The organism is Streptomyces sp. NPDC048057 (genome assembly GCF_040653095.1).
In the GTDB taxonomy this organism is placed as follows: Bacteria; Actinomycetota; Actinomycetes; order Streptomycetales; family Streptomycetaceae; genus Streptomyces.
On record NZ_JBEZNF010000003.1, the window covers coordinates 72,011 to 96,509 of the forward strand.

Here is a 24,499-nt window from a genome sequence, read left to right on the forward strand (position 1 = left end):
ACGCTATGGCGCGACCACAATGACCACAACGTCCGTTGATTCCGGAAGAGAGACACTTTCTTAACGCGACGGCAACATGTGGGCCACTTCACACTCCCCTACCGAGAGGCGGCTCACGTGCGATTGCGCACTCCCCTCGCCCTGCTCGGGGCAGCGTTGCTGGTGCTGGTGGGGCCGCCCCTGCTCAACACGGGCGACGGCTCCGACACCGGCGGCAAGATCCCCGGGCTGCGGTTCATGGTCCCCAACACCCCGGGCGGGGGCTACGACATCACCGCGCGCACCGCGGCGAAGAACGCCGAGGACGCTGACCTCACCCATGACATCGAGGTCTTCAACCTGCCGGGCGCCGGTGGCACCGTGGGCCTCGCCCGTCTCGTCAGCGAGCACGGCAACGGCAAGCTGGCGATGTCGATGGGCCTCGGCGTCGTCGGCGCCGTCCACGCCAACAAGGCTCCGAAGACCCTCGCCGACACCACCCCGATCGCCCGGCTCACCGAAGAGCAGGACATCGTCGTCGTCTCGAAGGACTCCCCGTACAAGACCATCCAGGAGCTGGTGGAGGCCTGGAAGAAGAACCCCGGCAAGCTGTCGGTCGGCGGCGGGTCCTCGCCCGGCGGCCCCGACCACCTCGCGCCCATGCTGATGGCGAAGGCCGTCGGCATCTCCCCGAAGTCGGTCAACTACGTTCCGTACGACGGCGGCGGCGAGCTGCTCGCCTCCATCCTCGGCAACAAGGTCGGCTTCGGCGTCTCCGGGGTGAGCGAGTACCTCGACCAGATCCAGTCGGGCGAGCTGCGGCTGCTCGCCGTCACCGGGCCCAAGCGGGTCCCCGGGCTCGACGCACCCACCCTGCGCGAAGCGGGGATCGACACGGAGTTCACCAACTGGCGCGGCATCGTCGCACCGCCCGGCCTCTCCGAGACCGAGCGGGAGAAGTTGGTCAGCCTGATCGAGAAGCTCCACGCCTCCGACGAGTGGAAGAAGTCGCTGGAGAAGAACGGCTGGACCGACGCCTTCCTCGCCGGTGAGGACTTCGGCGAGTTCCTCGACGAGCAGAACGAGCGCGTGGAAACGGTGCTGAAGGAGTTGGGACTGTGAGCTCTCACGAAACCCCCACGACGCAGTCGACGGAGACCTCCCCCGGACCGGCCCGCGAGGGCTTCCGCTCCTGGCTGCGCGACCACTCCGAACTCGGCGTCAGCGTCCTGCTGTTCGCCATCGGGGTGCTCGTCCTCGGCGACGCCCTCACCATGGACGTCGAGATCGCCCAGCGCGGCCCCGTCGGCCCCAAGACCGTCCCGATCGTGGTCGGCGTCGGCCTCCTGCTCATCGCCGTGCTCCTCGCCGTCGACGTGATGCGCGGCGGGCGCGGCGAGGCCGAGGGCGGCGAGGACATCGACCTGAGCGAGCCCAGCGACTGGCAGACCGTCCTGCTGCTCGCCGGGGTCTTCCTCGCCTTCGCCGTCCTCATCAGCCCGATCGGGTTCCCCATCGCCGGCGCCCTGCTGTTCTGGGGTGCGGCCTTCGCGCTCGGCAGCCGGCACTTCCACCGCGATCCGCTGATCGCAGCGGTGCTCTCCCTCATCACGTACTACGTCTTCAACGACCTGCTCGGCGTTCCCCTGCCGGGCGGCCCGCTCATGGGGGTGCTGTAGCACGATGGATTCGCTCAACTCACTCGTCGACGGCTTCGGCACAGCGCTGACGCCGATCAACCTCCTCTGGGCAGTGATCGGGGTGCTGCTGGGCACCGCGATCGGCGTGCTGCCCGGAATCGGCCCCGCCATGGCGGTGGCCCTGCTGCTGCCCGTGACGTACGGCCTTGAGCCCACCGGCGCGTTCATCATGTTCGCCGGCATCTACTACGGCGCCATGTTCGGCGGCTCCACCACCTCGATCCTGCTGAACACACCGGGGGAGAGCGCGGCGGTGGTCGCCGCGATAGAAGGCAATCCCATGGCCAAGTCGGGGCGCGGCGCCCAAGCGCTCGCCGCCGCCGCCATAGGCCACTTCGCCGGCGGCATCATCGGCACGATGCTGCTGGTCGCCCTCGCGCCCACGGTCGCCGACCTCGCGGTGGACATCGGCGCCCCCGACTACTTCGCCATCATGGTGCTGGCCTTCATCGCCGTCACCTCCGTCCTCGGCTCCTCCCGGATCCGCGGCCTCGCCTCCCTGCTCATCGGTCTCACCATCGGACTCGTCGGTCTCGACCAGATGACCGGCCAGCAGCGCCTCACCTTCGGCTCGCTGCACCTCGCCGACGGCGTCGACGTCGTCATCGTCGCCGTCGGGCTCTTCGCCATCGGCGAGGCCCTGTGGGTCGCCGCCCACCTGCGCCGCGGCGGTGCGCCGCCGATCCCGGTCGGCCGCCCCTGGCTCGGCAAGTCGGACCTGAAGCGCACCTGGAAGCCCTGGCTGCGCGGCCCCTTCATCGGCTTCCCCTTCGGTGCCATCCCGGCCGGCGGTGCGGAGATCCCCACCTTCCTGTCGTACGTCACCGAGAAGCGGCTCTCCAAGAACAAGAAGGAGTTCGGCAAGGGCGCCATCGAGGGCGTCGCGGGACCGGAGTCGGCGGCGTCCGCCTCCGCGGCCGGCACCCTGGTCTCCATGCTGACCCTCGGCCTGCCCACGACGGCCGTCGCCGCCGTGATGCTCGCCGCGTTCCAGCAGTACGGCATCCAGCCCGGACCGCTGCTCTTCGAGCGGGAGCCCGACCTGGTGTGGGGCCTGATCGCCTCGCTCTTCGTCGGCATGGTCCTGCTGCTGGCGCTGAACCTGCCGCTGGCCCCGGTCTGGGCGAAGCTGCTGCGGATCCCCCGCCCCTACCTGTACGCGGGCATCCTCTTCTTCGCCGGCGTCGGCGCCTACGCGGTCGGCGGCGAAGCCCTCGACCTGGTCATCCTGCTGATCATCGGTCTGATCGGCTTCGGGATGCGGCGGTACGGGCTGCCGGTGCTGCCCGCCGTCATCGGCGTGATCCTCGGTCCGGGTGCGGAGCAGCAGTTGCGCCGTGCCCTCCAGATCAGCGACGGCAGCGTCAGCGGCCTGTTCAACACCGCGTTCTCGGTCACGGTCTACGTGGTGATCCTGATCCTGCTGGCGTGGCCACTGATCAAGAAGGTGCTGCTGCGTCGCCGCAATAACATGTCCGCATGACCCTGGATTTGAGATGAACATGAACACCCGCCTCGCCGTCGTCGACGATGTGCCGCTGGTGAAGAAGGTCACCGACGCGGCCTACCACCAGTACATCGATCGCATCGGGGTCGTGCCCCCGCCGATGAAGGCGGACCATGCCGCCGATGTGGCGGCGGGGCGGGTGTTCGTCACCGGGGAGCCCGTGCAGGGCGTCATCGTCCTGGTGCCCCGGGGCGACCACCTCTTCCTGGAGTCGGTCGCGGTCCACCCCGACTCCCGCGGCACCGGCCTCGGCCGCACCCTGCTGGGCCTGGCCGAGAGCCGGGCCCGGGAGCTCGGATTCACCGAGATCCGGCTCTACACCAACGCCCTGATGTGGGAGAACCAGAACATGTACGCCCGTTACGGCTACGAGGTCATGGAGCGGCGGGTCGGCGCGTACGACTGCATCCACTACCGCAAGCCGCTGTAGTCGCGGGTCCCACCTCAGCCCGCCAACTCCGCCGCCAGCGCGCCACCGCGCGCCAGCGCCTCCACTTCGGCCAGCGCGTCGACCGCACGCTCCGCCGCCGACGGGTCCCGCCGGTCGAGACCGCTCGCCGCGAACTCGTCCTCGTCCAGCCGCAGCACCGCGGCACCGTCCGCCGACACCCACAGGTCGAGGTCCAGGTCCTCCACGGTCAGCTCACGGCCCGTCACCCGGGCCGGCCGGGTGACGTCGCAGTACCAGCCCTTGAGCGTGCCGTCCGCGGTCCGCACTTCTTTGACGGCGTACCACCTCGTCCGCCAGTAGTGCTCGGTGAACACGTCCCCCGGCTCGAACCGGACGAAGCCGAAGTCCCGCACCCCCGGGGCGGCCCACGGGGCGCGGACCACCAGGTGGTCGCCGTCGTCCCGGACCAGCTCCGCCGGGTAGGTGATCTTGGTCTTGCCCGCCTTCTCCAGACGCACCTCGACGTTCATGTGCCGTCCGCCTTCCCTTCCGGCTCCGCCGGCGCGCCCACGGGGCGCGCGTGATGGACAATCGGTCCGTGACCTTGAAGATCGAAATTGACGCCGCATCGGGCGTCGCCCCCTTCGAACAGCTCCGCGGCCAACTCGCGGAGCTGGCCCGCTCCGGCGCGCTGCCCGTGGGATACCGGCTGCCCACGGTGCGGGGGTTCGCCCAGGAACTGGGGCTCGCCGCCAACACCGTCGCCAAGGCGTACCGCGCGCTGGAGGCGGACGGGGTGGTGGAGACCCGGGGCCGCAACGGCACCTTCGTCGCCCCTGCGGGTGACGCGGCAGCGCGCGAGTTGGCGCACGCCGCCGCGGCCTTCGCCGAACGCGCCCAGCGCCTCGGCGCCACCGCGCCCGCCGCCCGCTCGGCGGTCGAGGACGCACTGCGCGCCGCGTACGCCTCCCCGGCCTGACCCGCGCCCCGCAAGATCCGTGAGAAGGGCCCTAGAGGTACAGGCCGGGCGCGGAGCGGCGGGAGTTGGGGATCCCCGGCGGGGTCGTGCCGCGGCGCAGCGCGTACAGCTCCGCCAGCGTGGAGCCCTCGTCGCCCACGCCCTGGTCGGTGCCGAGCCAGGCGACGGACTCCGCACGCGTCAGCGGGCCGACCTCGATCCGGGCCAGCGCCCGCCCCGGCCGCACCACCGCGGGGTGCAGCCGCTCCAGGTCCTCGTTGGTCGTCACCCCCACCAGCACGTTCCGGCCCTGCCCCAGCAGGCCGTCCGTGAGGTTCAGCAGCCGCGACAGCGCCTGGCCGGTGGCGTCCTTGGCCTCGCCGCGGATCAGCTCGTCGCAGTCCTCCAGCAGCAGCAGGCGCCACCGCTCCTTCTTCTGCTCCCCGGCCCCGCCCGCGTCGTCATCGTCGTCGTCGGCCCCGTCCTCGTCGCCGATCGCCAGGTGCATCAGATACCCGACGTCGTTGAAGAGCCGCTCCGGGTCCAGCACGCAGTCCACCTGGCACCAGTCGCGCCACGCCCGCGCCAGCGTGCGCAGGGCGGACGTCTTGCCGGTGCCGGGCGGGCCGTGGAGCAGCAGCAGTCGGCCGGCGACGTCGTCCGGGGTGAGCTTCATCAGCCCGTCCATCGCGTCGACCACGGGCGCCGTGTAGTTGCTCCGCACGTCCTGCCAGGAGGCCGCCGCGATCTGCCGGGTGGTGCGGCGCGGGCCGCGCCCCGGCACGTGGTACCAGAACCCCATCTTGACCTGTTCCGGTACGTCCTCCGGCTCGTCGTTCGCGTCCTCGACGGCCAGCTTCAGCATCCGCTCCGCCAACTCCGCGGAGGTCGCCGTCACGGTCACGTCCGCGCCCGCGTTCCAGCGGGACACCAGCACGGTGAAGCCCTCGCCCTCGGCGAGCAGCGCGCTGCGGTCGTCGCCGCGCGCCGCCCGCACCACGGTGGCGCCCGGCGGCAGCAGGCTCGCGTCCCGCTTGGCGCGGTCGATGGTGGTCGTGTGGGAGTAGGGCTGGTCACCGGTGGCGAAGCGACCGAGGAAGAGCGCGTCGATGACGTCCGACGGGGAGTCGTTGTCGTCGAGGCCCAGCCGGATCGGCAGGACGTCGTGGAGCCGTGGGGCAGACATGCCGCCCATGATGTGACACGAGCGCCGCCCCGTGCGCGTACTTTTTCGAACGGCGGGCCGAGCCGGCGCGTCGTGACTCCTTCGGGGCCTTCCTCAGCCCACCGCCTCGCGCAGCAGCGCCAGCCCGCGCCGGGTGCGGCGCACCGCCGCGTACCCCTTGGTCAGGGCCCGGTCCTTGGCGAAGGTGCGGGCGATCGCCCGGCCCTCGACGACCCGGACGAACTCGTCCAGACCGGTGCTGCGGCGCACCGTCAGCCGACGCAGCGCGTACGGCCCCTGCTCCGGCCGGGCGAGGGAGTTGCCCACGGCGAACGACTGGGCGAAGCCCGCCGCCCGCACCGCGGTGCGCACCCGACGGCTGGAGTAGCCGTAGGGGTACGCGAAGGAGCGCGGCGCCGTCCCCACCTCGTCCGCCACCAGGTCGCGGCAGCGGACGGTCTCGTACCACAGCTGCTCGTCGTCGAGCTGGTCCAGCTGGGGGTGGCTGTGGGTGTGGCCGCCGATCTCCGTGCCGGCCGCGGCCAGCTCCCGCACCTGGTCCCAGTCCAGCATGGTGTCCAGGGCGCCGCCCTCCTCGTGCGCGCCGCGCAGCCAGCCCGTGGAGACGAAGAGGGTGGCGGCGAAGCCGTGCTCGGCGAGGACGGGCAGGGCGTAGCGGTGGACGCCCTCGTATCCGTCGTCGAAGGTGACGAGGACGGGGCGGGCGGGTAGCCGGCGGCTGCCGCTGGAGCGCCAGACCTCGCCCAGCTCCGCCGTGGTGAGGGGGGTGAAGCCGCGTTCGTGCAGCACCTGCATCTGCTCGGCGAAGGCACCGGGGGAGACGGAGAGCGCATGGGTCCTGCGCGCCGGGTCGTGGGCGATCGCGTGGTACATCAGGACGGGTACGGGGTCGGTCATGTCGTGCCGTTCGCAAGAGGGGTTCGACCAGCGGGCGCAGGGGCGTCGGCGGGCGTGCCGGAGGTGACGGGTTCGATGGGGCCCGAGGAGAAGGTCACGCCGCCCCGGCGCGCCCGTACCGTGCCCACCGCGTAGCCGCCGGCCGCCGCCGCGACGCCCGCGACGATCGCCCCGGCCCGACCCGCGCCGCCCGGGCGGCCCCGGGCCGCGTCCCGCAGCCCGCGCACCACGCCCGCCGGCAGCACCCGGGTGGTGTAGCGCCGTTCGGACTCCAGCCCCTTGCCCGCGCCGACGCTCTTGGCCACCAGCGCCTTCGACAGGCCCTCGGCGTACGTCCGGGTGCGGAAGTACGCGAACCGCTCGCGCACGGTGGGCACCTTGTGGTGGATCACCGCGCGGTCGTCGATCAGGAGCACCGCCGACGGCAGCGCCTTCGACAGCCGGATGCACAACTCGGTCTCCTCGCACCCCAGCGGGCGCTTGTCGCCGTCGCGCCCGATGCCGGTCGCGAACCCGCCGGCGGCGTCGAACGCGGTGCGCCGGAAGGAGGCGTTGCCGCCGAGGACGTTGCGGACTTCGACCTTGCCCGGGGGCAGTCCGCGGTACGTGCAGCCGACGACCCAGTCGAACTCCTCGGGGAACCAGACCGGTCGGCGGCCCGACGCCCAGGCGGCGTCGGTCCGGCCGCCGACGGCCATGACCACGGGGTCGTCGTACCCCTGTGCGAAGTACCGCAGCCAGTCGCGCTCGGCCACGGCGTCGTCGTCGAGGAAGGCGACGAACTCGCCGCGGGCGGCGGCGATCCCGGTGTTGCGGCCGGCGGACAGACCGCGGGGGCCGGCGTTGGCCAGCACCCGCACCGCGGGCGGGCCGCCCGCGGCGTCCACGGCGTAGTGACGGTCCAACCGGTCGAGCAGTGCGGGGTTGTGGTCGACGACCAGCAGGACCTCCAGGGCCGGCAGCGACTGGCCGCGCACCGAGTCGACGGCGGCGAGGATGTCGTCCCAGCGGTCCTCGGTGTACGCGCAGACCACCACGGAGAAGCGGCGGTCGGCGGCGGACGGGGTGGGGGAGGAGGGGGAGGGCTCGGGCGGGGCGGTGCTCAAGAGGTCTCTCCCCGCGCGACCTTCACGCCGAGGGTGCCCGCGCCGCGTCGGCGGGCGGCGCGGGCCACCCCCCTCTCCTTGAGGATGACCTTGAGGACCCTGATCCCGTCGCGCACGGCGCTGAGGTTGCTGACGCCGTGGATGCGGACGTACTCGTGGCTGGGCACCTCCTGGACCCGCAGCCCGGCCTTGACGACCCGGATGTTCATCAGGGTCTCTATCTCGAAGCCGGTGCAGTCGAGGGTGATCTCGTCCAGGCAGTGCTTCCAGAAGGCGTTGTAGCCGTAGCACAGGTCGGTGTAGCGGGCGCCGAACTTGGCGTTCACGACGGTGCACAGGGCCCAGTTGCCCAGCTTGCGGATGAAGGTCATGTCGTCGGTGCCGCCGCCGTTGGCGAAGCGGGAGCCCTTGGCGAAGTCCGCCCCGGACACCAGCGCCGAGACGTAGGAGACGATCTCGCCGCCGTCGGCGGAGCCGTCCGCGTCCACCATCACGATGATGTCGCCGGTGCACGCCGCGAAGCCGCTGATCAGCGCATCGCCCTTGCCCTTGCCGGCCTGTTGGACGACCTTGACGTCCGGCCACAGGCGACGGGCGACCTCCACCGTGTCGTCGGTGGAGTTCCCGTCGACGAGCACGACCTCGTGGATCCAGTCGGGCAGGGTCTTGAAGACGTGCGGAAGGTTCTGCGCCTCGTTCATCGCGGGGATCACCACGCTCACCGGCGGTGCGATCGCCAGGTGCGACGAGATCGGCCGGTACCGCCCCGTGGCGGGGGCCGCAGGCGGCTGCTGCGGGGCCCGTCTCTCCCCGCCGTCCGCGCCGTCGCGTTCGACGTCAGCCGTGGCGGGATCGTGCTCCGGAGCGGCCGGGCGCAGGACTGAACTCATGGATCTTCTTTCCCTCTCCACCGGTGGAACGCCCGCCCCCGGGCGATCCGGATGAGTGTCCGGTTTGAAGGGGGTTTCCTTCTCCCCCGGCCGTGTCGGAGCAATGCTCCGCGCAGGTGGGCGAGTTACAGAACCGGCCGTGCGACGGCTCGTCGACGCATGCGACGACCCGGCACGGCACCCCCCTACCGCATCACCCGTGTCAACCCATCGCGAGGCGCGTGCCCTCCCCTTGAGCCGCTTGGCGATGGTTCGATGCGGGTGGATGTATCACGGTATTGATGTTGGCGACTGTATGACAAGCCCACGAACATGGCCCTGCTTTTTGCATTATTGATACCGATTTGGTGGTCATGAGTTCGACCGTGGTGTAGATACGTGCCCGCGCCGACGCTCCCACGTCGCCCAGAGGAACATCAGTGCGGTAGCCGCCACGATAGCGGTCACTCCGATACCTACCACCGGTACCTCCAGCCACGACAGCGCCGCCGCGAACGCGAGGTTGACGACCAGTGAACCGCTGGCTGCGGCGCTCGTGCGCACCCACGGCTCCAGTCGGTGCAGCGCCGCGTACAGGCCGGCCGCGGGCGCCAGGAAGAGGAAGAGGAGCACGAAGGGGGCGCGCAGTGGCGAGTTCGAGCCGGTCAGGGCCAGGACGGCACCGGTGCCGGCCGCGGCGCACGCCACCCCGGCCAGCAGGGGGAGCAGGTCGCTCGTGAGTCGCGAGACCGGTGTGCGCCGGGGTGCCGTCGCGCCGGTGTGGCCGACCTCTTTTGTCATGGACACTTCCTATCAGGGGCGTTGCCTGCTACGACAGTTGACGCAGCGATCCTGCTAAAGGAGCTTCCATGAAAACGTCCCCCCTCCTGGCGTTCGCGTCCGCACTCCTCCTCGGCGCCGTCCTCGCTCTCACCGGAGCGAGCCCGGCGCAGGCCGCCCAAAGGGCCGCGGCCATCGACTACGTGGCCCTGGGCGACTCGTACTCGTCCGGCGTCGGCGCGGGCAGCTACGACGCGGCCAGCGGCGACTGCAAGCGCAGCAACCGCGCCTACCCCAAGCTCTGGGCCGCCGCGAACTCACCCTCGACGTTCGCGTTCACCGCCTGCTCGGGCGCTCGTACGAGTGACGTCACGGCCGGCCAACTCGGCCCGCTCGGCCCCGGCACCGACCTCGTCTCGCTCACCGTCGGCGGCAACGACGCCGGCTTCGCCGACGTGATGACCACCTGCGTCCTCAACTCCGAGGCCGCCTGCATCAACCGCGTCAACCAGGCCAGGGCGTACGTCGACGGCACCCTCCCCGGCCGGCTGGACGGCGTGTACTCGGCGATCCGCGCCAAGGCGCCGTCCGCCCGCGTCGTCGTCCTCGGCTACCCCCGCTTCTACAAGCTCGGCGGCAGCTGCATCGCCGGGCTGAGCGAGAACGAGCGCTCCGCCATCAACGCCGCCGCCGACCACCTCAACGGCGCCCTTGCCAAGCGCGCCGCCGACCACGGCTACGCCTACGCGGACGTGGTCCCCGCCTTCACCGGCCACGAGATCTGCTCCGGCGCCTCCTGGCTGCACAGCGTGAACTGGCTCAACATCGGCGACTCCTACCACCCCACCGCCGCCGGACAGTCCGGTGGCTATCTGCCGACCTTCGCCGCTAAGGCGTAGCGGGGGCGGTCGCGGCTCCCGGCGTCGAGGAGCCGCTGGCCGAGGGTGACGGGCCCGTGCACGTCACCGTGAAGGACACCCACGCGGAGCGCACCCCGACCGGCTCCCGGACCTCCACCCGGATCCGGTCGCGGTGCGCTTCCTCGCGTCCGTCCGCCCACGCCGACGCCGGCAGCGCGTACTCCACCGTCCGCTCCGCGCTGCCGGCCGTGTCGTACGACAGCGTCCGCCAGCGCTCGTCCGAGCCCTCGCCGCCCTCGGTCACCCAGCGGTACTCGACCGCGGCGGGGGTGCGCCCGACCGTGATCGTCGCGCGGAAGGAGGGCGTCCGCGACTCCGGCGGCGGGCAGTCGCCCGAGTAGCTCCCGCGGACGACGGCCACCCGCACGCTCACGGTCTGCGGAGCCACCGTCGGGTCCGACGCGTCGTCGTCATCGCCGTCGTCGGTGGCGCCGTCGCCGGGAGCGGTGCCCGTCGACTGCTGGGCGGAGGCCGACGCCACGGGTGCCCCCGCGCCCCCGGAGGCGCCGTCGCGGTCCGCGTCGTCACCCCCGCGGTTCGCCAACAGTGCCCAGACGAGCGCCCCGACGGCCAACAGCAGCACCGCCAGGCCGACGGCGAGGACGGTCGTGGCCCGTCGCGGCGCGTCCTGCCGTACGACGTCGGCGGTGGCGGGCGGGGTCCCGTTCAGCGGGCCAGGCAGCGACGACGGCACGGTGGTCGGCGCGGTCGGGCCGTGCGGCCCCCCGGCGCCTTTCGTGGGTGCGGACGGCGAAGAGGGCGATGCGGGCGCCGTCGTCGCGGTGGAGGCGCGGCCCGTACCGCCCGCGGCCACCACCCGCAGCAGCCGCTCGGCCTCCCGGGCCGACCACCGCTGCGCCGGGTCCTTGTGCAGCAGCCCGGCGATCACGGGCGCCAGGTCGCCGGCCCGCCGCGGCGGCGGCAGTTCCTCGTCCACCACGGCCCGCAGCGTGTTCAGCGGGGTGTCCTGGCGGAACGGCGTCACGCCCTCCACCGTCGCGTACAGCAGCACTCCGAGGGACCACAGGTCCGACTCCGGCCCCGGGGTGCGCCCGACCGCGCGCTCGGGGGCCAGGAACTCCGGCGAGCCGATCAGCTCGCCCGTCATGGTCAGGCCCTGGGTGCCCTCGACGGTGGCGATCCCGAAGTCCGAGAGCACGACCCGGCCGTCCAGGGCGAGCAGGACGTTGCCCGGCTTCACGTCGCGGTGCAGCACGCCCGCCGCGTGGGCCGCGGTGAGCGCCGCCAGCACCTCCGCCCCGATGTGCGCGGCGCGCCGGGGAGGGAAGGGGCCGTCCGCCTCCAGGGCGTCGGCGAGCGACATGCCGCGCACCAACTCCATCACGATCCAGGGGCGGTCGTCGTCGCTGGCCACGTCGTACACCGTCACCACGTTGCGGTGCGAGATCCGGCCCGCGGCCCGGGCCTCGCGCTCCAGGCGGGCGTAGAGGCGGCGCACGTCGTCCCGGGTCAGGCCGACCGGGGCCCGCACCTCCTTGACGGCGACGTCCCGGCCCAGGACCTCGTCCCGGGCGCGCCAGACGACGCCCATCCCGCCCTCGCCCAGCCGGGCGAGAAGTCGGTACCGTCCGGCGACCAGTTGGTTCTCGGGCACATGAGCCCCCATTCGCCACAGCACGGCAGCGCGTGGAATGCGGAATCCCGGCGGAAACCCCTCCACGCTAGCTCAACTCCGGCTTTCTGCCTCCCCTTTGGGCGCAGTTCCGGTCCGGCGGGCGCGGCGCGCACGACCGGCGCGGGTGTGAGTGCGCTCACACCCGCCGGGGTAGGAATCCCCTTCGGGGTGCACAAGCGCCCCCGTGGCCTCCGGCGGCTCCTCCGTCCCGGTCCGGCAGCGGGCAGGCGGGGCCGCTCACCGGACGGTTGCTCTCGGTCCGAAGTGTCCAACTCGCCCTGGAATCTCATGCATTGAGCGGCCGGTGATCGCCCTCTGTCAACCCACGTACGGGTGCCGTAACGGCCTTGGCCGGGATACACGGGTGTCACCGGGGGACGATAGGGTTAACCTGCCCGGGCCGGGTGCGTAGTGACGGGTGGGGCCAGAAGGCGGGGAGTGACGGTGGGGAACGAAGGTGGGGAGTAACGTGGAACAGATAACAGTACGGAGCAGGGCGCGCGTGCCTGCCATCACCTGCGGGTCCAAAGCGACCAGTTCGCGACTGGACCGGCACCTCTCGGTGCTCGGCGGCCCCGCCGTCCCGCAGCGCGAGACGGTCGAGGCGACGTCGCTGATGCTGGAGCTGACCTCGCGTGACGTGACGCACGACCGTCACCGGAGCAAGCGGGGACGCGTCTCCCTCTTCGCCCCGTTGCGTCGACTGCGCCGCACGCTCTTCGGCAGTCACCGCTGAGCGAAGGCCGTCGTCGGCCGCACGCACGTCCGTCCCCGCTCACAGCTCGACACGTGTCACCGCCTGTGGCGGCCCCGCGCCCGGGCGAACGCACCGAACCCTTCTCCCCGGACACCGCCTGACGGCCACGGCCGTCAGGCGACCACTCCGTCCCGACGCAGCCCGGCCCGCTCGTCGTCGGACATCCCCAAGGACTTCAACACGGCCTCCGTGTGCTCGCCCAGTCCGGGGAACGCGCCCATCCGTGCGGGCGGGCCGCCCGGCAGCGTGATCGGCGGCAGCAGCGCGCGCAGCCGTCCCACCGGTGAGCCGACGTCCCGCCAGCGGTCCCGTGCCGAGAGCTGCGGGTGCGCCGCGACGTCCGCCACCGTGTTCAGTCGGGCGCAGGCGATGCCCGCGTCGTCCAGGGCCGTCACCGCCTCGTCGGCCGTCAGCCGGCCCAGCGCCCACGCCACCGCCGCGTCCGTCGCCGCACGGTTCGCCGTGCGGGCCGTGTTCGTCGCGAACCGCGGGTCGTCGGCCAGTTCGGGACGGCCCAGCACCCGCTCGGCCAGCCGGCGCCACTCGCGGTCGTTCTGCACCGCCAGCAGCACCTGGGCGCCGTCGGCGGTGGCGTACGCGTCGTAGGGCGCGATCACGGCGTGCGCCACGCCCGTGCGCGCGGGCGACTCGCCCCCGTGCATCCCGTGGTGCAGCGGATGCCCCATCCACTCCGCGAGCGCCTCCAGCATGGAGACCTCCACCGGGCCGCCGCGCCCGGTGACACCGCGCCGCACCAGGGCCGCGAGCACCCCGGAGAAGGCGTACATCGCGGCGGCGATGTCGGCCGCCGGCACGCCCGCCTTCACCGGCTGCTCGGCCGTCCCCGTCACCGACACCAGCCCGGCCTCGCACTGCACCAGCATGTCGTACGCCTTCTTGTGCGCGTACGGGCCGCCGGTGCCGTACCCGGAGATGTCCACCGCCACCAGCCGCGGGTGCGCGGCGCACAGCGTGGCCGCGTCCAGGCCGAGTCGGGCCGCCGCGCCCTGCGCCAGGTTCTGCACGAAGACGTCCGCGTCCGCGACGAGCCGGCGCACCAGGCCCAGGCCGCGCGGGTCCTTCAGGTCGACCGCGACGGACTCCTTGCCGCGGTTGCACCACACGAAGTGGGAGGCGAGTCCGCCGGCCGCGGTGTCGAAGCCGCGGGCGAAGTCGCCGCCGTCGGGGCGTTCGACCTTGATCACGCGAGCGCCGAGGTCGGCGAGTTGGCGGGTGGCGAAGGGCGCCGACACGGCCTGTTCGACGGCGACGACCGTGACGCCGTCGAGCGGGCGGGGCTCTGCGGAGGGGTGCGCTGGTGTCTGCATGGACGTGTGCCTACCCCGTGACGGCGGTGGTTGTCACCGGGGCGGACGCCGTGGGCGGCGTCACAGCGGTGTGACGGCGGTGTGACGGCAGGGCCCGGCGTCACAGCAGGGCGAACTGACCGTCCGGCCCTTCCTCGCGGTGGTCCAGGACCGACGCGGGCCGCCGGGACGCCGCGGGCGGCGGCAGCACCCCGGGCAGCTCCGCGATCTCCTCGAAGGCCGCCGGGGACGACAGCGCGGCGCGGCGCGGGGCGAGTTCGCCGAGCAGGGCCAGCACGGTGATCAGCTCCAGCAGGTCCGACGTCCACTCCTGGGGCCAGGACGCGGGACGGAGCGCGGCCAGCGTGCCCGGCTCGGCCCCGGCCGTACGGAGGGCGAACCAGTGCTCCAACATCCGTACCCCGCCGACGTGGAGGTCCCAGGCTTCCGCGGGGACCGGCGAGATCCGGCCGTCGTCCAGATGCAGGCTCAGCTCCGTGCGGTCGTAGTCGAGGACGGTCGGACGCGGCGGTACTGCGGCCCGCACGTAGGGGCGGCGGCCCCCGGGCAGGCGTGGGCGGTCCCCGCCCCGCGCGCCCCTGAGCTGGACGTCCAGCAGCTGCCGGCCGAGGTCGACGCCGTCGAAGAAGACCTCGGGGTCGGTCGGCAGCGGCACCGCGCAGCCGGCGGGGGAGTGCCGGGCCGCCGCCAGGATCCAGGCGAGCACGGCGAAGGCGTCCACCTCGCGGCCGTACCGCTCGCCGAGCGCCGGCAGCAGCCCGGGCGCGAGATTGGGTTCGACGCCGCCGGGGCGGCGGAACAGCGGGCGGATCCGGCCCGGCCGCCCGGCCGGTGCATGACCGTCCGGCAGATACGGCGAGACGACCACCGCCGGTCCCGCGAGGTCGCCGTCGGAGCCGCTGCCGACCGCCGGCGTGCCCTGCTCGACGACGAAGACCTGGTGGTCGTCCGCGACCCGCCACAGCTCCGGGCGGGCCACGTCGATCAGCCGGTGGTCGGGGAGGAGCCACTGCCGGTCGAAGGGGCCGTGCGCCACCGGGACGGGCGCGGGACACCGGCCGCGCTCCGCGGCGAACCGGGTCGTGGCGCCGCGCTGGCCGGGCAGCTGGCTCACGGCCGCCTCCGGGGTGCGGACCCGGGTGGGGTGGAACAGGGCGGTGCGCTCGGCGCCCTCGGCCCGTACCAGAGCGTCCCAGCGGGCGGTCAGCGTTCCCGGGTCCGGGGCCAGCACCCAGGAACGGCCCAACCGCAGCGGGCGCACGCCCCAGGGCATCAGCTCGTCGAGCATCGGCATGCGCCCCATCCTCCCCGACACCGCGCGCCGCACGGAAACCGCGCCCGCTCGGCCCGCCCCGTCTGCTAGGTCAGCCCCCTGAGTCACGTCGGACCCGTCGGACCCGTTGGACCCGTCGGACTCGTCGGAGCCGTCTGCTCCATCAGCTCCGTCAGCTGGGTCAGTCCGCGTCGATCGTGACGGAGAAGGAGAACCGGTCGCCCCGGTACTGGATGCGGGCCACGTCGATGACCCGGCCCGCCGCGTCGTAGGTGACCCCGGTGTAGTGCAGGATCGGGCTGAGCAGCGGCACCTGGAGCAGCTCCGCGGTCTGCGGGTCCGCCAGCCGGGCCTCCACCGTGTCCGTGATCCGGCTGATCTTGACGCCGACCGCGTCCCGCAGCACCTTCGTCATCGGCCAGCGCTCCAGGTCGGCGACGTCCACCTGGGCGGCGACGTCGGGGCGGACCGCGTTCTGCGCCCAGTTGGTGGGCTCCCCGCTGTCGCCGTCCCGGCGCAACCGACGGAAGGTGACGACCTCGGTCAGATCAGGGAAGTGCTCCGCGAGGTCACCGGGCACCGGCTCGGGACCGTGGCCGAGGACGGTGGTGCGCTCGCCGGACTGCTGCGCCACCACGGCGTCGATCGAGCCCAGCAGCCGCCGGGGCGCGCCCCGCCTCGCCCCCGGCTCGATGAAGGTGCCGCGCCGCCGGTGCCGGCTGATCAGCCCCTCCGCCTCCAACTCCTTGAGCGCCTGGCGCATCGTCAGCACGCTCACTCCGTAGTGCGCGGCCAACTGCTCCTCGGTCGGCAGCCGCAGCGAGGCGTCCGGCGCACGGCCGAGTATGGAAGCGCGCAGCGACTGCGAGACCTGGTACCACAGCGGCAGCTTGCGGTTGAGCACCAGGGAGTCGGGGGCGAAGGAGGAGGTCACGGGGGCTCCGTATCTCCGTAGGTCAGGACCTGAAGTGACGCTCAAGACCCTGCCACACCCCGTCGTACCCCTTCTGTAGGTGTCCGGCCTCCGCCGCGCGCGCGGTGGTGACGACGGGCCAGCGGGTCTCGAACATGAAGGCCAGGCCGTCGTCGATCTTCTGCGGCTTCAGCTCGGCCGCGCTGGCCCGCTCGAAGGTGTCCCGGTCGGGGCCGTGCGCGGACATCATGTTGTGCAGCGAGCCGCCGCCGGGGACGAAGCCGCCCTTGCCCGCGGTCTTCGCGTCGTACGCGCCCTCGATCAGGCCCATGTACTCGCTCATGACGTTGCGGTGGAAGTAGGGCGGCCGGAAGGTGTCCTCGCCGACCAGCCAGCGCGGCGCGAAGACGACGAAGTCCACGCCGGCCAGGCCCGGGGTGTCGGTGGGGGCGGTGAGGACCGTGAAGATGGACGGGTCCGGGTGGTCGTACGAGATGCTGCCGATCACGTTGAAGCGGCGCAGGTCGTAGACGTACGGGACGTGGTTGCCGTGCCAGGCGACGACGTCGAGCGGGGAGTGGTCGTAGGTGGCGGACCAGAGGTTGCCGCAGTACTTGGTCACCACCTCCACCGGGCCCGAAACGTCCTCGAAGCGGGCGGTGGGGGCGCGGAAGTCGCGGGCGTTCGCCAGGCCGTTGGCGCCGATGGGGCCGAGGTCGGGGAGGCGGAAGGGCGCGCCGTAGTTCTCGCAGACGTAGCCGCGGGCCCGGTCGTCCAGCAGCTCGACGCGGAACCGCACGCCCCGGGGGATCAGCGCGACCTCGCCGGGGCGGGCGGCGAGCGCGCCCAGCTCCGTGAGCAGCAGCAGACCGCCCAGCTCGGGGACGATCAGCAGCTCGCCGTCGGCGTTGCCGAAGACGCGGTCGGTCATGGCGGTGTCGGCGTGGTAGAGGTGCACGGCCATGCCGGTGCGGGCGGCGGCGTCGCCGTTGCCGCCGAGGGTCCACAGACCTGCCAGCCAGTCCGTGCCGGGCGCCGGGTCGGGCAACGGGTCCCACCGCAGGCGGTTGGGGTCGGGGACGGCCTCGGTGAACGGGGCGCCGCCCAGCGAGCCGCCGTCGACGCGGACGAGCGGCGGGTGCGCGGCGGAGGGGCGGATCCGGTACAGCCACGAGCGCCGGTTCGCGTCGCGCGGCTCGGTGAAGGCGGAGCCGCTGAGCTGCTCCGCGTAGAGGCCGAGGGGGGCGCGCTGGGGTGAGTTGCGCCCGGTGGGGAGGGCGCCGGGGACCGCTTCGGACGCGTGCTCGTTGCCGAAGCCGGTGGCGTACTCCAAGGCGTCGGCCGTCTTCCGCGCCCGCTCGCTCCGCGCCTGCCCCAACCCGCTCATCGTCAGCTCCCGGTGCCGAAGGAATCTTGCCGAAGGATCAAAGGAATCAAGTGAAGGAATCCATGCCGAAGGCAACAGCAATCCTATGGACAACCGTAGGATTGCGTGCCGGTCCCGTCAACGGCAATCGCGCGGCATGATGGACGGCGTGTCCCACGCACCCCTACGCCGTGAGCCCGTCCAGCAGCGCTCCGCGCGGCGGCTCGCGCGGATCCTGGACGCCTGCGCGGAACTCCTCGACGAGACCGGGTACGACGAGCTGTCGACCCGTGCCGTGGCGGCACGGGCGGGCGTGCCCATCGGGTCCGTGTACCGCTTCTTCGGCAACAAGAAGGCGCTCGCGCACGCCCTGGCCGCGCGCAACCTCGACCGTTACGCGGCCCGGGTCGACGAGCGGGTGGCGGCGCTTGCGCAGGGGGACTGGCAGGGGCTGCTGGACGCGGTCCTGGACGAGTACCTGGCGATGAAGCGGACGGTGCCCGGGTTCTCCCTGGTGGACTTCGGCCATCAGATCCCCGTCGGGGCGCGCCCCGCGGGCGCCAACAGTGCCGTCGCCGACCGGCTGGCCGACCTCCTCGCCGTCCATGTGGGGCGCGGTGTCGACGTCGGGCTGCGGCGCGCGGTCCTGGTCGCCGTGGAGGCGGCGGACGCGGTCCTGCAACTCGCCTTCAGAGTGGCCGATTCGGGGGACGAGGAGATCGTCGCGCAGGCCCGGGTGATGTTGCGGGCTTATCTCTCCGAGGTCCTGGGCAAGCCTTAGGGGACCCTAAGTTCAAAGGGTCCTTAGATGGCATACCGGCCAGTATGTCCGGGTGGCGGGCGCCCGGCGGGCCGCATTTCTTGGAAGCTCTTCGTTGACCTGGGGTTTTGCTCGTATTGCTCACACGTCAACATCTTGTTAACGCCAAATGACGCGACCTAACGTCATCCGGACCGCCGCTCCGGTGGGAGTTCAAGGATGAACGTTAGGTAGCCCCCATGCTGACAATCCTCGGCTTCGCCATGATCGCGACCTTCCTGGTCCTGATCATGACGAAGAAGATGTCGCCCATCGCGGCGCTCGTTCTCATCCCCGCACTCTTCTGCGTCTTCGTCGGGCAGGGCGCGAAGCTGGGGGACTACGTCATTGAAGGCGTCGGCAATCTCGCCCCCACGGCGGCGATGCTGATGTTCGCGATCGTCTACTTCGGCGTGATGATCGACGTGGGTCTCTTCGACCCGATCGTCCGCGGCATCCTGCGGTTCTGCAAGGCGGACCCGATGCGGGTCGTCGTCGGCACCGCGCTGCTGGCCGCGATCGTCTCCCTCGACGGCGACGGCTCCACCACCTTCATGATCACCGTCTCGGCGATGTACCCGCTGTACAAGCGGCTGAAGATGAGCCTGGTCGTGATGACCGGCATCGCGGCCACCGCGAACGGCGTGATGAACACCCTGCCCTGGGGCGGCCCCACCGCCCGCGCGGCGACCGCGCTGAAGCTGGACGCGGCCGACATCTTCGTGCCGATGATCCCGGCGCTGCTGGTCGGACTTCTCTTCGTCTTCATCCTCGCGTACTTCCTGGGCCTGCGGGAGCGCAAGCGGCTCGGCTACCTCTCCCTGGACGAGGTCCTCACCCCGCAGAGCGAGACCGTGCTGGTGAAGTCCGGCGCGAAGGGCTCCGACAAGGGCGCGGACAAGGGCAGGGCCACCGGCTCCGCGGGCGGCTCGGCCGACGAGCCCGCCAAGGACGCTGCCGAAGCCGCCGACGCCAAGGACACGAAGGACGCCAAGGACGCCAAGGACACGAAGGACGCCAAGGACGCCAAGGACGCAGAGGAAGACGACCTCGACGGCTTCCAGGGTCTCGACCCGAACCGCGAGACCCTGCGCCCCAAGCTGTACTGGTTCAACGCCGGCCTCACCATCGCCCTGCTCACCGCGATGATCATGGAACTGCTGCCGATCCCGGTGCTCTTCCTGCTCGGCGCGGCCCTCGCCCTGACGGTCAACTACCCCAACATGGCCGACCAGAAGGCCCGCATCGGCGCCCACGCGGAGAACGTCCTCAACGTCTCCGGCATGGTCTTCGCCGCCGCCGTCTTCACCGGCGTCCTCACCGGCACCGGCATGGTCAAGCACATGGCGGACTGGCTCGTCGGCGCCATCCCCGAGGGCATGGGCCCGCACATGGCCATCGTCACGGGGCTGCTCAGCCTGCCGCTGACATACTTCATGTCGAACGACGGCTTCTACTTCGGCGTCCTGCCCGTCCTCGCCGAAGCCGGTGCCGCCCACGGCGTGTCCCCGCTGGAGATCGCCCGGGCCTCCCTGGTGGGCCAGGCCCTGCACATGTCCAGCCCGCTGGTGCCCGCCGTGTACGTCCTCGTCGGCATGGCGAAGGTCGAGTTCGGCGACCACACCCGCTTCACCGTGAAGTGGGCCGCCCTCACCTCGCTCGTCGTGCTGGCGGCCGGAGTCCTCTTCGGCATCATCTGACCGGCCGGCCGGCCCCCGCGGCCGGCCACGAGCGTCGAGGAGCACCATGGACCGGGGATGGCTGCTGCGTCTCGTCATCGCCTTCGGCTTCACGCAGGCGGCGGTGTCGATGGCGCGGCCGGCCGTCTCCTACCGGGCCCTCGCACTCGGCGCCGACGAACGCGCCATCGGCGTGATCGCCGGCGCCTACGCGCTGCTCCCGCTGTTCGCGGCGGTCCCGCTGGGCCGCCGCACCGACCACGGCCGGTGCACCCCCCTGCTCTACCTCGGCGTCGCCCTGATAGCGGCGGGTTGTGCGCTCAGCGGCACGGCGGACAGCCTGACCACGATGGCGGCCTGGAGCGGGGTGATGGGCCTCGGCCATCTGGCGTTCGTCATCGGAGCCCAGTCGATCGTGGCCCGTCGCTCCCTGCCGGAGGAGCAGGACCGGGACTTCGGCCACCTCACCGTCGGCGTCTCGCTCGGCCAGCTCGTCGGCCCGCTGGCCGCCGGCCTCACCGTCTCCGGGCAGGACGGCGCCATGGGCCGCACCAGCGCCCTCGCCCTCGTCATCGCCGCGGGCGTCTCGGCGGTCGCCCTCACCTCGATGTGGCGCGTCGAAGTCCGTACGGCCCGCGAGCACCGCACGGACCGCGGACGGCGGCGCGGCCGGACCGGCGCCGGGGGCGGGGAGAAGCCGGCCGCCGTGCCCGTCAGCCGCATCCTGCGCACCCGGGGCGTGCCCGCCGGCATCTTCATCAGCCTCGCCGTGCTCTCCGCGGTCGACGTGCTCACCGCCTATCTGCCGGTGATCGGCGAGGAACGCGGCATCGCCCCCTTCGCCGTCGGCCTGCTGCTGAGCCTGCGCGCCGCCGCCACCATCGCCTGCCGTCTGGTGATGGCCCCGCTGATCCGGCTGGTGGGCCGGACGGTCCTGCTCGCCGGCACCTGTCTTCTGGGGGCCCTGCTCTGCAGCGCCGTCGCCCTCCCGATGCCGCTGTGGGCGCTGGCTCTGCTGCTGGCCGCGCTCGGGTTCTGCCTGGGCGCGGGCCAACCGCTGTCGATGACGACCGTCGTCCAGGCCGCGCCCCCGCAGGCGCGCTCCACCGCCCTCGCCCTGCGGCTGACGGGCAATCGGCTGGGCCAGGTCGCCGCCCCCGCCGCCGCCGGACTCCTCGCCGGGGCCACCGGACCGGCGGCGCCCTTCCTGATGCTCGGCGTGCTGCTGCTGGGGGCGGCGGGGCTCAGCGGTCGCAAGCCGAATCCCCCGCAGGGCAACGGAATTCGGAGAGTTTCCCACCATCGTCCGCGGGACTCGACCGGCACGGGCAACAAGCGCAACGCACATCGGTCCGACGCATTCCCCGAAAGGGATTAGGGTCCGGCTTTCCGGCACCCCGACCGCACGCCCCACATCGCGGCGGTCCCTTTTGGCGCGCGCCATCTCGCTGACCCACGTCACCAAGCGCTACGAACGCGGACGGCACACCGCGGTCGACCGATTCACCCTCGATAGCGAGCCGGGGGAATTCGCGGTCCTCGTCGGCCCTTCCGGCTGCGGAAAATCCACCCCTCCTCCGCGCGAGGGCGGGCTGGAAGACGGCGCCGAAGGGGAATTGCTCCTCGACGGCGCCCCGGCGGGCCATCCACCGCCGCGCGAACGGGACACGGCGATGGGTGTTCCTCCGCCCAGCTCTACGTCTTCGACCACCGTGGCACCCGGATCTTCGCGTTCCCAGGCGTGCCGGTGGGCTTCGGGCGGGGGCGCGAGACCGCGACCTCCGTCAGGCACAGCGCGCCGCCCGCCAGCGTCAGCCAGCCCGGGACCTCGTCCAACAGCAGCCAGGACATCGCGACCACCAGCGCCGGGACCGCGTACGTCGTCGCGCCCATCCGCCCCGCGGTCGCACGGGCCATCGCGTACGCCCACGTCGTGAACGCCAGCGCGGTGGGGCCGAGCCCCAGGTACACCATGTTCGCGGTCGCCGTCAGCGGCGCGTCGCCGACCTCCTCGACGAGCTGCCCGGCGAACGGCAGGCAGGCCACTGCCTGGCGAACGGCAGGCAGGCCACTGCCCCCACCAGACACCCGTACGCCGTCACCTGGAGGGCGCTCGCGTGCGCCAGCGCCGGCTTCTGCGCCACCGCACCGGCCGCGTAGCCCACCGCCGCGATCAGGCACAGGACCACCCCGAGGGCGGAGGCGTCCGGCCCCGAGCCCGTCAGCGAGAACCCGACGGCGACCGCGCCCGCGAAGGACACCGCCATGCCGGCCAGCAGCCGCGGCGGCAACGCCTCGCGCGACAGCCGTGCACCGAGCAGCACCATCAGGACCGGCCCGACGTTCACCACCATCGCGGCGGTGCCCGCGTCCACCTCCTGCTCGCCCCAGTTGAGCACCACCATGTAGACGCCGAACCAGACGGCGGCCAGCACCGCGGGCCACGCGCCGCGGGGCGGGGAGACGACGGATCTCTTCATGGGCCGACGGCAAGCCGCCGTCGGTGCGGTCCCCGCCGAATCGTCGGCGCCGTCATGCGGCCGTCATGTGCGCGGGCCGCGCGCCACGTAAAGGCCCTGGGTCGGTGTGTGGTTCACGTGCGCACGGTGGCCGCGTACCGGCTGGCCAGTCCGTCGACGATCGCCCGCAGACCGGTCTCGAAGGCGCCCTCGTCGACCTGCTGCCGATGCTCCGCCAGCAGGTGCGCCCGGCCCAGGTGCGGATAGTCGGCGGGGTCGTACGCCGTCTCGTCGTCGACGAAGCCGCCGGCGAAGGAGGCGAGCGCGGAGCCGGTGATGAAGTACCGCATCAGGGCGCCGATGTGGGTGGCCTGGGCGGGCGGCCAGCCGGCGCGGACCATCGCGCCGAAGACGGCGTCGGCGATGCGCAGCCCCGCGGGGCGGCGGCCGGGGCCGCGGGCGAAGACCGGGACGATGTTCGGGTGCGCCTTGAGGGCCGCCCGGTAGGACACCGCCCAGTCGTGCAGCGCGGTGCGCCAGTCCCGCCCGTCGGCCGGGTCGAACATCGACAGGTCGACCTGGGCGCTGACGGCGTCCGCCACCGCTTCCAGGATGTCGTCCTTGGTCCGGAAGTGGTTGTAGAGCGAGGGCCCGCTCACGCCCAACTCGGCGGCGAGCCGGCGGGTGGAGACCGCCTCCAAGCCTTCCGCGTCCACCAGTGCGCTCGCCGCGGCGACGATCCGGTCACGGCTCAGCAGGGGCTTGCGGGGTCGGGCCATGGGGCACATAGTAGGGCTGCCCACCAAAAACTAGCAGTGCTAATTAAAAGGGGAGCCCATGGACCTGGAGCTGAGCGAGGAGCAGTCGGCCGTCCGGCAGCTCGCCGAGGACTTCGTACGCCGGGAGGTCACCCCGAACGCCGCCGCCTGGGACCGCGCCGAGAGCGTGGACCCCGGCATCGTGCGCCGGCTCGGACAGTTGGGCTTCCTGGGGCTGACCGTCCCCGAGGAGTACGGCGGATCGGGTGGGGACCACCTTGCGTACTGCCTGGTCACCGAGGAGCTGGGGCGCGGGGACTCCGCCGTGCGCGGCATCGTCTCCGTCTCCCTCGGGCTGGTCGCCAAGACCCTGGCGGCCTGGGGCGACGAGACGCAGAAGCGGGCGTGGCTGCCGCGGCTCGCCGCGGGCGAGGCCCTCGGCTGCTTCGCGCTCACCGAGCCCGGCACCGGCTCCGACGCCGGGAACCTGACCACCCGTGCCGTGCCGGACGGCGGGGACTTCCGGATCACCGGCACCAAGATGTTCATCACCAACGGCACCTGGGCCGACCTCGCCCTGGTCTTCGCCCGCACGAACGACACCCCCGGACACCGGGGCCTGTCCGCCTTCCTGGTGCCCACCGACGCCCCCGGCCTCGACCGCCGCCCGGTGCACGGGAAGCTGGGGCTGCGAGGCCAGGCCACCGCCGAGCTGGTCTTCGACGACGTCCGGGTGCCCGCGTCGGCGATGCTCGGGCCCGAGGGCAAGGGCTTCTCCGTCGCCATGTCCGCACTCGCCAAGGGGCGGATGTCGGTCGCGGCGGGCTGCGTCGGCATCGCCCAGGCGGCCCTGGACGCGGCCGTCGGCTACGCGCGCGAGCGCGAGCAGTTCGGCCGGCCCATCGCCGCCCACCAGCTGGTCCAGGAGCTGATCAGCGACATCTCCGTGGACGTCGCGGCGGCCCGGCTGCTGACCTGGCGGGTGGCCGACCTCGTCGACCGCGGCCTGGACTTCGCCACCGCCGCGTCCCAGGCGAAGCTGTACGCCTCCGAAGCGGCCGTCCGGGCGGCCAACAACGCCCTCCAGGTCTACGGTGGCTATGGCTACATCGACGAGTACCCGGTCGGGAAGCTGGTCCGGGACGCCCGGGTGATGACGCTCTACGAAGGCACCAGCCAGATCCAGAAGCTGATCATCGGCCGCGATCTGACCGGGGTCTCCGCGTTCTGAACCGGTG

At 72.5% G+C, this 24,499-nt stretch carries 23 protein-coding genes and 2 pseudogenes; 12 read left to right on the top strand and 13 right to left on the bottom strand.

Annotated features, from left to right (window positions below; all coding sequences use genetic code 11):
• Positions 1 to 117 precede the first annotated feature (117 nt).
• The 4 genes from AB0E05_RS03955 to AB0E05_RS03970 are packed head-to-tail and all read left to right on the top strand — an operon-like array spanning position 118 to position 3,616.
• Positions 118 to 1,101 carry a tripartite tricarboxylate transporter substrate binding protein gene (locus tag AB0E05_RS03955; RefSeq protein WP_361958340.1) on the top strand — a complete coding sequence of 328 codons (984 nt, stop codon included), beginning with the start codon at positions 118 to 120 and terminating at the stop codon, positions 1,099 to 1,101.
• The gene (locus AB0E05_RS03960) at positions 1,098 to 1,658 is read left to right on the top strand and encodes a tripartite tricarboxylate transporter TctB family protein (protein WP_361958345.1); all 561 of its coding nucleotides are present in this window, start codon (positions 1,098 to 1,100) and stop codon (positions 1,656 to 1,658) included. Before AB0E05_RS03955 ends, AB0E05_RS03960 begins: the two co-directional genes overlap by 4 nt.
• Before the next feature lie 4 nt (positions 1,659 to 1,662).
• Positions 1,663 to 3,162 (top strand): tripartite tricarboxylate transporter permease, encoded by a 1,500-nt coding sequence (locus AB0E05_RS03965; RefSeq protein ID WP_361958348.1) that lies wholly within the window; start codon positions 1,663 to 1,665, stop codon positions 3,160 to 3,162.
• A gap of 19 nt (positions 3,163 to 3,181) precedes the next feature.
• Positions 3,182 to 3,616, top strand: a complete 435-nt coding sequence (locus AB0E05_RS03970) for a GNAT family N-acetyltransferase (RefSeq protein ID WP_361959066.1) — start codon at positions 3,182 to 3,184, stop codon at positions 3,614 to 3,616.
• A gap of 14 nt (positions 3,617 to 3,630) precedes the next feature.
• Here the strand turns inward: AB0E05_RS03970 and AB0E05_RS03975 are convergent, their stop codons facing one another.
• Positions 3,631 to 4,107, bottom strand: a complete 477-nt coding sequence (locus AB0E05_RS03975; protein ID WP_361958351.1) for a DUF402 domain-containing protein — start codon at positions 4,105 to 4,107, stop codon at positions 3,631 to 3,633.
• Positions 4,108 to 4,175: 68 nt separating this feature from the next.
• On the opposite strand from AB0E05_RS03975, the gene AB0E05_RS03980 reads away from it, so the two are divergent.
• Positions 4,176 to 4,556: a GntR family transcriptional regulator gene (locus AB0E05_RS03980; RefSeq protein WP_361958354.1), complete on the top strand. Its 381-nt coding sequence runs from the start codon at positions 4,176 to 4,178 to the stop codon at positions 4,554 to 4,556.
• Between the two features lie 31 nt (positions 4,557 to 4,587).
• Here the strand turns inward: AB0E05_RS03980 and AB0E05_RS03985 are convergent, their stop codons facing one another.
• From AB0E05_RS03985 to AB0E05_RS04005, 5 genes are all read right to left on the bottom strand, one after another.
• The gene (locus AB0E05_RS03985) at positions 4,588 to 5,730 is read right to left on the bottom strand and encodes a DUF5925 domain-containing protein (protein ID WP_361958357.1); all 1,143 of its coding nucleotides are present in this window, start codon (positions 5,728 to 5,730) and stop codon (positions 4,588 to 4,590) included.
• Positions 5,731 to 5,814: 84 nt separating this feature from the next.
• Complete coding sequence (locus tag AB0E05_RS03990) at positions 5,815 to 6,618, bottom strand: polysaccharide deacetylase family protein (RefSeq protein WP_361958360.1); 804 nt, start codon at positions 6,616 to 6,618, stop codon at positions 5,815 to 5,817.
• Positions 6,615 to 7,652 carry a glycosyltransferase family 2 protein gene (locus tag AB0E05_RS03995; RefSeq protein WP_361959069.1) on the bottom strand — a complete coding sequence of 346 codons (1,038 nt, stop codon included), beginning with the start codon at positions 7,650 to 7,652 and terminating at the stop codon, positions 6,615 to 6,617. The genes AB0E05_RS03990 and AB0E05_RS03995 overlap by 4 nt, the downstream gene beginning before the upstream one ends.
• Before the next feature lie 68 nt (positions 7,653 to 7,720).
• Positions 7,721 to 8,614, bottom strand: coding sequence for a glycosyltransferase family 2 protein (locus AB0E05_RS04000; protein WP_361958363.1), 894 nt, complete (start codon positions 8,612 to 8,614; stop codon positions 7,721 to 7,723).
• 351 nt (positions 8,615 to 8,965) lie between these two features.
• On the bottom strand, positions 8,966 to 9,394 hold the full coding sequence (locus AB0E05_RS04005; RefSeq protein ID WP_361958366.1) for a hypothetical protein: 429 nt from the start codon (positions 9,392 to 9,394) through the stop codon (positions 8,966 to 8,968).
• Positions 9,395 to 9,462: 68 nt separating this feature from the next.
• On the opposite strand from AB0E05_RS04005, the gene AB0E05_RS04010 reads away from it, so the two are divergent.
• Positions 9,463 to 10,272 (top strand): SGNH/GDSL hydrolase family protein, encoded by an 810-nt coding sequence (locus AB0E05_RS04010; RefSeq protein ID WP_361958369.1) that lies wholly within the window; start codon positions 9,463 to 9,465, stop codon positions 10,270 to 10,272.
• On the opposite strand, the gene AB0E05_RS04015 is transcribed toward AB0E05_RS04010, so the two are convergent.
• Positions 10,262 to 11,920, bottom strand: coding sequence for a serine/threonine-protein kinase (locus tag AB0E05_RS04015; protein WP_361958372.1), 1,659 nt, complete (start codon positions 11,918 to 11,920; stop codon positions 10,262 to 10,264). The two genes, AB0E05_RS04010 and AB0E05_RS04015, sit on opposite strands and share 11 nt — an antisense overlap.
• A gap of 478 nt (positions 11,921 to 12,398) precedes the next feature.
• Between AB0E05_RS04015 and AB0E05_RS04020 the strand changes: the two genes are divergently transcribed.
• Positions 12,399 to 12,665, top strand: coding sequence for a hypothetical protein (locus AB0E05_RS04020; RefSeq protein ID WP_361958375.1), 267 nt, complete (start codon positions 12,399 to 12,401; stop codon positions 12,663 to 12,665).
• A gap of 134 nt (positions 12,666 to 12,799) precedes the next feature.
• Here the strand turns inward: AB0E05_RS04020 and AB0E05_RS04025 are convergent, their stop codons facing one another.
• The 4 genes from AB0E05_RS04025 to hmgA all read right to left on the bottom strand — a co-directional run bounded on the left by AB0E05_RS04025 (position 12,800) and on the right by hmgA (position 17,587).
• Positions 12,800 to 14,014, bottom strand: coding sequence for a CaiB/BaiF CoA-transferase family protein (locus AB0E05_RS04025; RefSeq protein ID WP_361958379.1), 1,215 nt, complete (start codon positions 14,012 to 14,014; stop codon positions 12,800 to 12,802).
• 100 nt (positions 14,015 to 14,114) lie between these two features.
• Complete coding sequence (locus AB0E05_RS04030) at positions 14,115 to 15,317, bottom strand: type ISP restriction/modification enzyme (RefSeq protein ID WP_361958382.1); 1,203 nt, start codon at positions 15,315 to 15,317, stop codon at positions 14,115 to 14,117.
• 151 nt (positions 15,318 to 15,468) lie between these two features.
• On the bottom strand, positions 15,469 to 16,221 hold the full coding sequence (locus AB0E05_RS04035; RefSeq protein ID WP_361958385.1) for a GntR family transcriptional regulator: 753 nt from the start codon (positions 16,219 to 16,221) through the stop codon (positions 15,469 to 15,471).
• Positions 16,222 to 16,243: 22 nt separating this feature from the next.
• A complete protein-coding gene (gene hmgA, locus AB0E05_RS04040) occupies positions 16,244 to 17,587 on the bottom strand; it encodes a homogentisate 1,2-dioxygenase (RefSeq protein WP_361958388.1) in 1,344 nt (447 codons plus the stop codon).
• Positions 17,588 to 17,726: 139 nt separating this feature from the next.
• Between hmgA and AB0E05_RS04045 the strand changes: the two genes are divergently transcribed.
• The 4 genes and pseudogenes from AB0E05_RS04045 to AB0E05_RS04060 form a co-directional block, all read left to right on the top strand.
• A complete protein-coding gene (locus AB0E05_RS04045) occupies positions 17,727 to 18,347 on the top strand; it encodes a TetR/AcrR family transcriptional regulator (RefSeq protein ID WP_361959072.1) in 621 nt (206 codons plus the stop codon).
• A gap of 218 nt (positions 18,348 to 18,565) precedes the next feature.
• The gene (locus AB0E05_RS04050) at positions 18,566 to 20,065 is read left to right on the top strand and encodes a CitMHS family transporter (protein WP_361958391.1); all 1,500 of its coding nucleotides are present in this window, start codon (positions 18,566 to 18,568) and stop codon (positions 20,063 to 20,065) included.
• 46 nt (positions 20,066 to 20,111) lie between these two features.
• A complete protein-coding gene (locus AB0E05_RS04055) occupies positions 20,112 to 21,422 on the top strand; it encodes an MFS transporter (RefSeq protein WP_361958394.1) in 1,311 nt (436 codons plus the stop codon).
• 52 nt (positions 21,423 to 21,474) lie between these two features.
• Positions 21,475 to 21,720 (top strand): annotated as a pseudogene (locus tag AB0E05_RS04060) (ATP-binding cassette domain-containing protein); the annotation flags it as partial.
• A gap of 19 nt (positions 21,721 to 21,739) precedes the next feature.
• On the opposite strand, the pseudogene AB0E05_RS04065 reads toward AB0E05_RS04060, so the two are convergent.
• Together AB0E05_RS04065 and AB0E05_RS04070 are read right to left on the bottom strand one after the other, a co-directional pair.
• Positions 21,740 to 22,503 (bottom strand): annotated as a pseudogene (locus tag AB0E05_RS04065) (DMT family transporter); the annotation flags it as partial.
• Positions 22,504 to 22,637: 134 nt separating this feature from the next.
• Positions 22,638 to 23,282: a TetR/AcrR family transcriptional regulator gene (locus tag AB0E05_RS04070; RefSeq protein ID WP_361958397.1), complete on the bottom strand. Its 645-nt coding sequence runs from the start codon at positions 23,280 to 23,282 to the stop codon at positions 22,638 to 22,640.
• A gap of 58 nt (positions 23,283 to 23,340) precedes the next feature.
• Between AB0E05_RS04070 and AB0E05_RS04075 the strand changes: the two genes are divergently transcribed.
• Positions 23,341 to 24,492, top strand: a complete 1,152-nt coding sequence (locus tag AB0E05_RS04075; protein ID WP_361958400.1) for an acyl-CoA dehydrogenase family protein — start codon at positions 23,341 to 23,343, stop codon at positions 24,490 to 24,492.
• Positions 24,493 to 24,499: the final 7 nt, after the last annotated feature.

Coding starts and splice junctions, on each gene's coding strand:
- AB0E05_RS04015 (WP_361958372.1), bottom strand. CDS start 11,920: ATGGGGGCTCATGTGCCCGAGAACCAACTGGTCGCCGGACGGTACCGA.
- AB0E05_RS03990 (WP_361958360.1), bottom strand. CDS start 6,618: ATGACCGACCCCGTACCCGTCCTGATGTACCACGCGATCGCCCACGAC.
- AB0E05_RS03975 (WP_361958351.1), bottom strand. CDS start 4,107: ATGAACGTCGAGGTGCGTCTGGAGAAGGCGGGCAAGACCAAGATCACC.
- AB0E05_RS04050 (WP_361958391.1), top strand. CDS start 18,566: ATGCTGACAATCCTCGGCTTCGCCATGATCGCGACCTTCCTGGTCCTG.
- AB0E05_RS03965 (WP_361958348.1), top strand. CDS start 1,663: ATGGATTCGCTCAACTCACTCGTCGACGGCTTCGGCACAGCGCTGACG.
- AB0E05_RS04075 (WP_361958400.1), top strand. CDS start 23,341: ATGGACCTGGAGCTGAGCGAGGAGCAGTCGGCCGTCCGGCAGCTCGCC.
- AB0E05_RS04005 (WP_361958366.1), bottom strand. CDS start 9,394: ATGACAAAAGAGGTCGGCCACACCGGCGCGACGGCACCCCGGCGCACA.
- AB0E05_RS04025 (WP_361958379.1), bottom strand. CDS start 14,014: ATGCAGACACCAGCGCACCCCTCCGCAGAGCCCCGCCCGCTCGACGGC.
- AB0E05_RS04030 (WP_361958382.1), bottom strand. CDS start 15,317: ATGGGGCGCATGCCGATGCTCGACGAGCTGATGCCCTGGGGCGTGCGC.
- AB0E05_RS04010 (WP_361958369.1), top strand. CDS start 9,463: ATGAAAACGTCCCCCCTCCTGGCGTTCGCGTCCGCACTCCTCCTCGGC.
- AB0E05_RS04045 (WP_361959072.1), top strand. CDS start 17,727: ATGGACGGCGTGTCCCACGCACCCCTACGCCGTGAGCCCGTCCAGCAG.
- hmgA (WP_361958388.1), bottom strand. CDS start 17,587: ATGAGCGGGTTGGGGCAGGCGCGGAGCGAGCGGGCGCGGAAGACGGCC.
- AB0E05_RS03985 (WP_361958357.1), bottom strand. CDS start 5,730: ATGGGCGGCATGTCTGCCCCACGGCTCCACGACGTCCTGCCGATCCGG.
- AB0E05_RS04055 (WP_361958394.1), top strand. CDS start 20,112: ATGGACCGGGGATGGCTGCTGCGTCTCGTCATCGCCTTCGGCTTCACG.
- AB0E05_RS04000 (WP_361958363.1), bottom strand. CDS start 8,614: ATGAGTTCAGTCCTGCGCCCGGCCGCTCCGGAGCACGATCCCGCCACG.
- AB0E05_RS03970 (WP_361959066.1), top strand. CDS start 3,182: ATGAACACCCGCCTCGCCGTCGTCGACGATGTGCCGCTGGTGAAGAAG.
- AB0E05_RS04070 (WP_361958397.1), bottom strand. CDS start 23,282: ATGGCCCGACCCCGCAAGCCCCTGCTGAGCCGTGACCGGATCGTCGCC.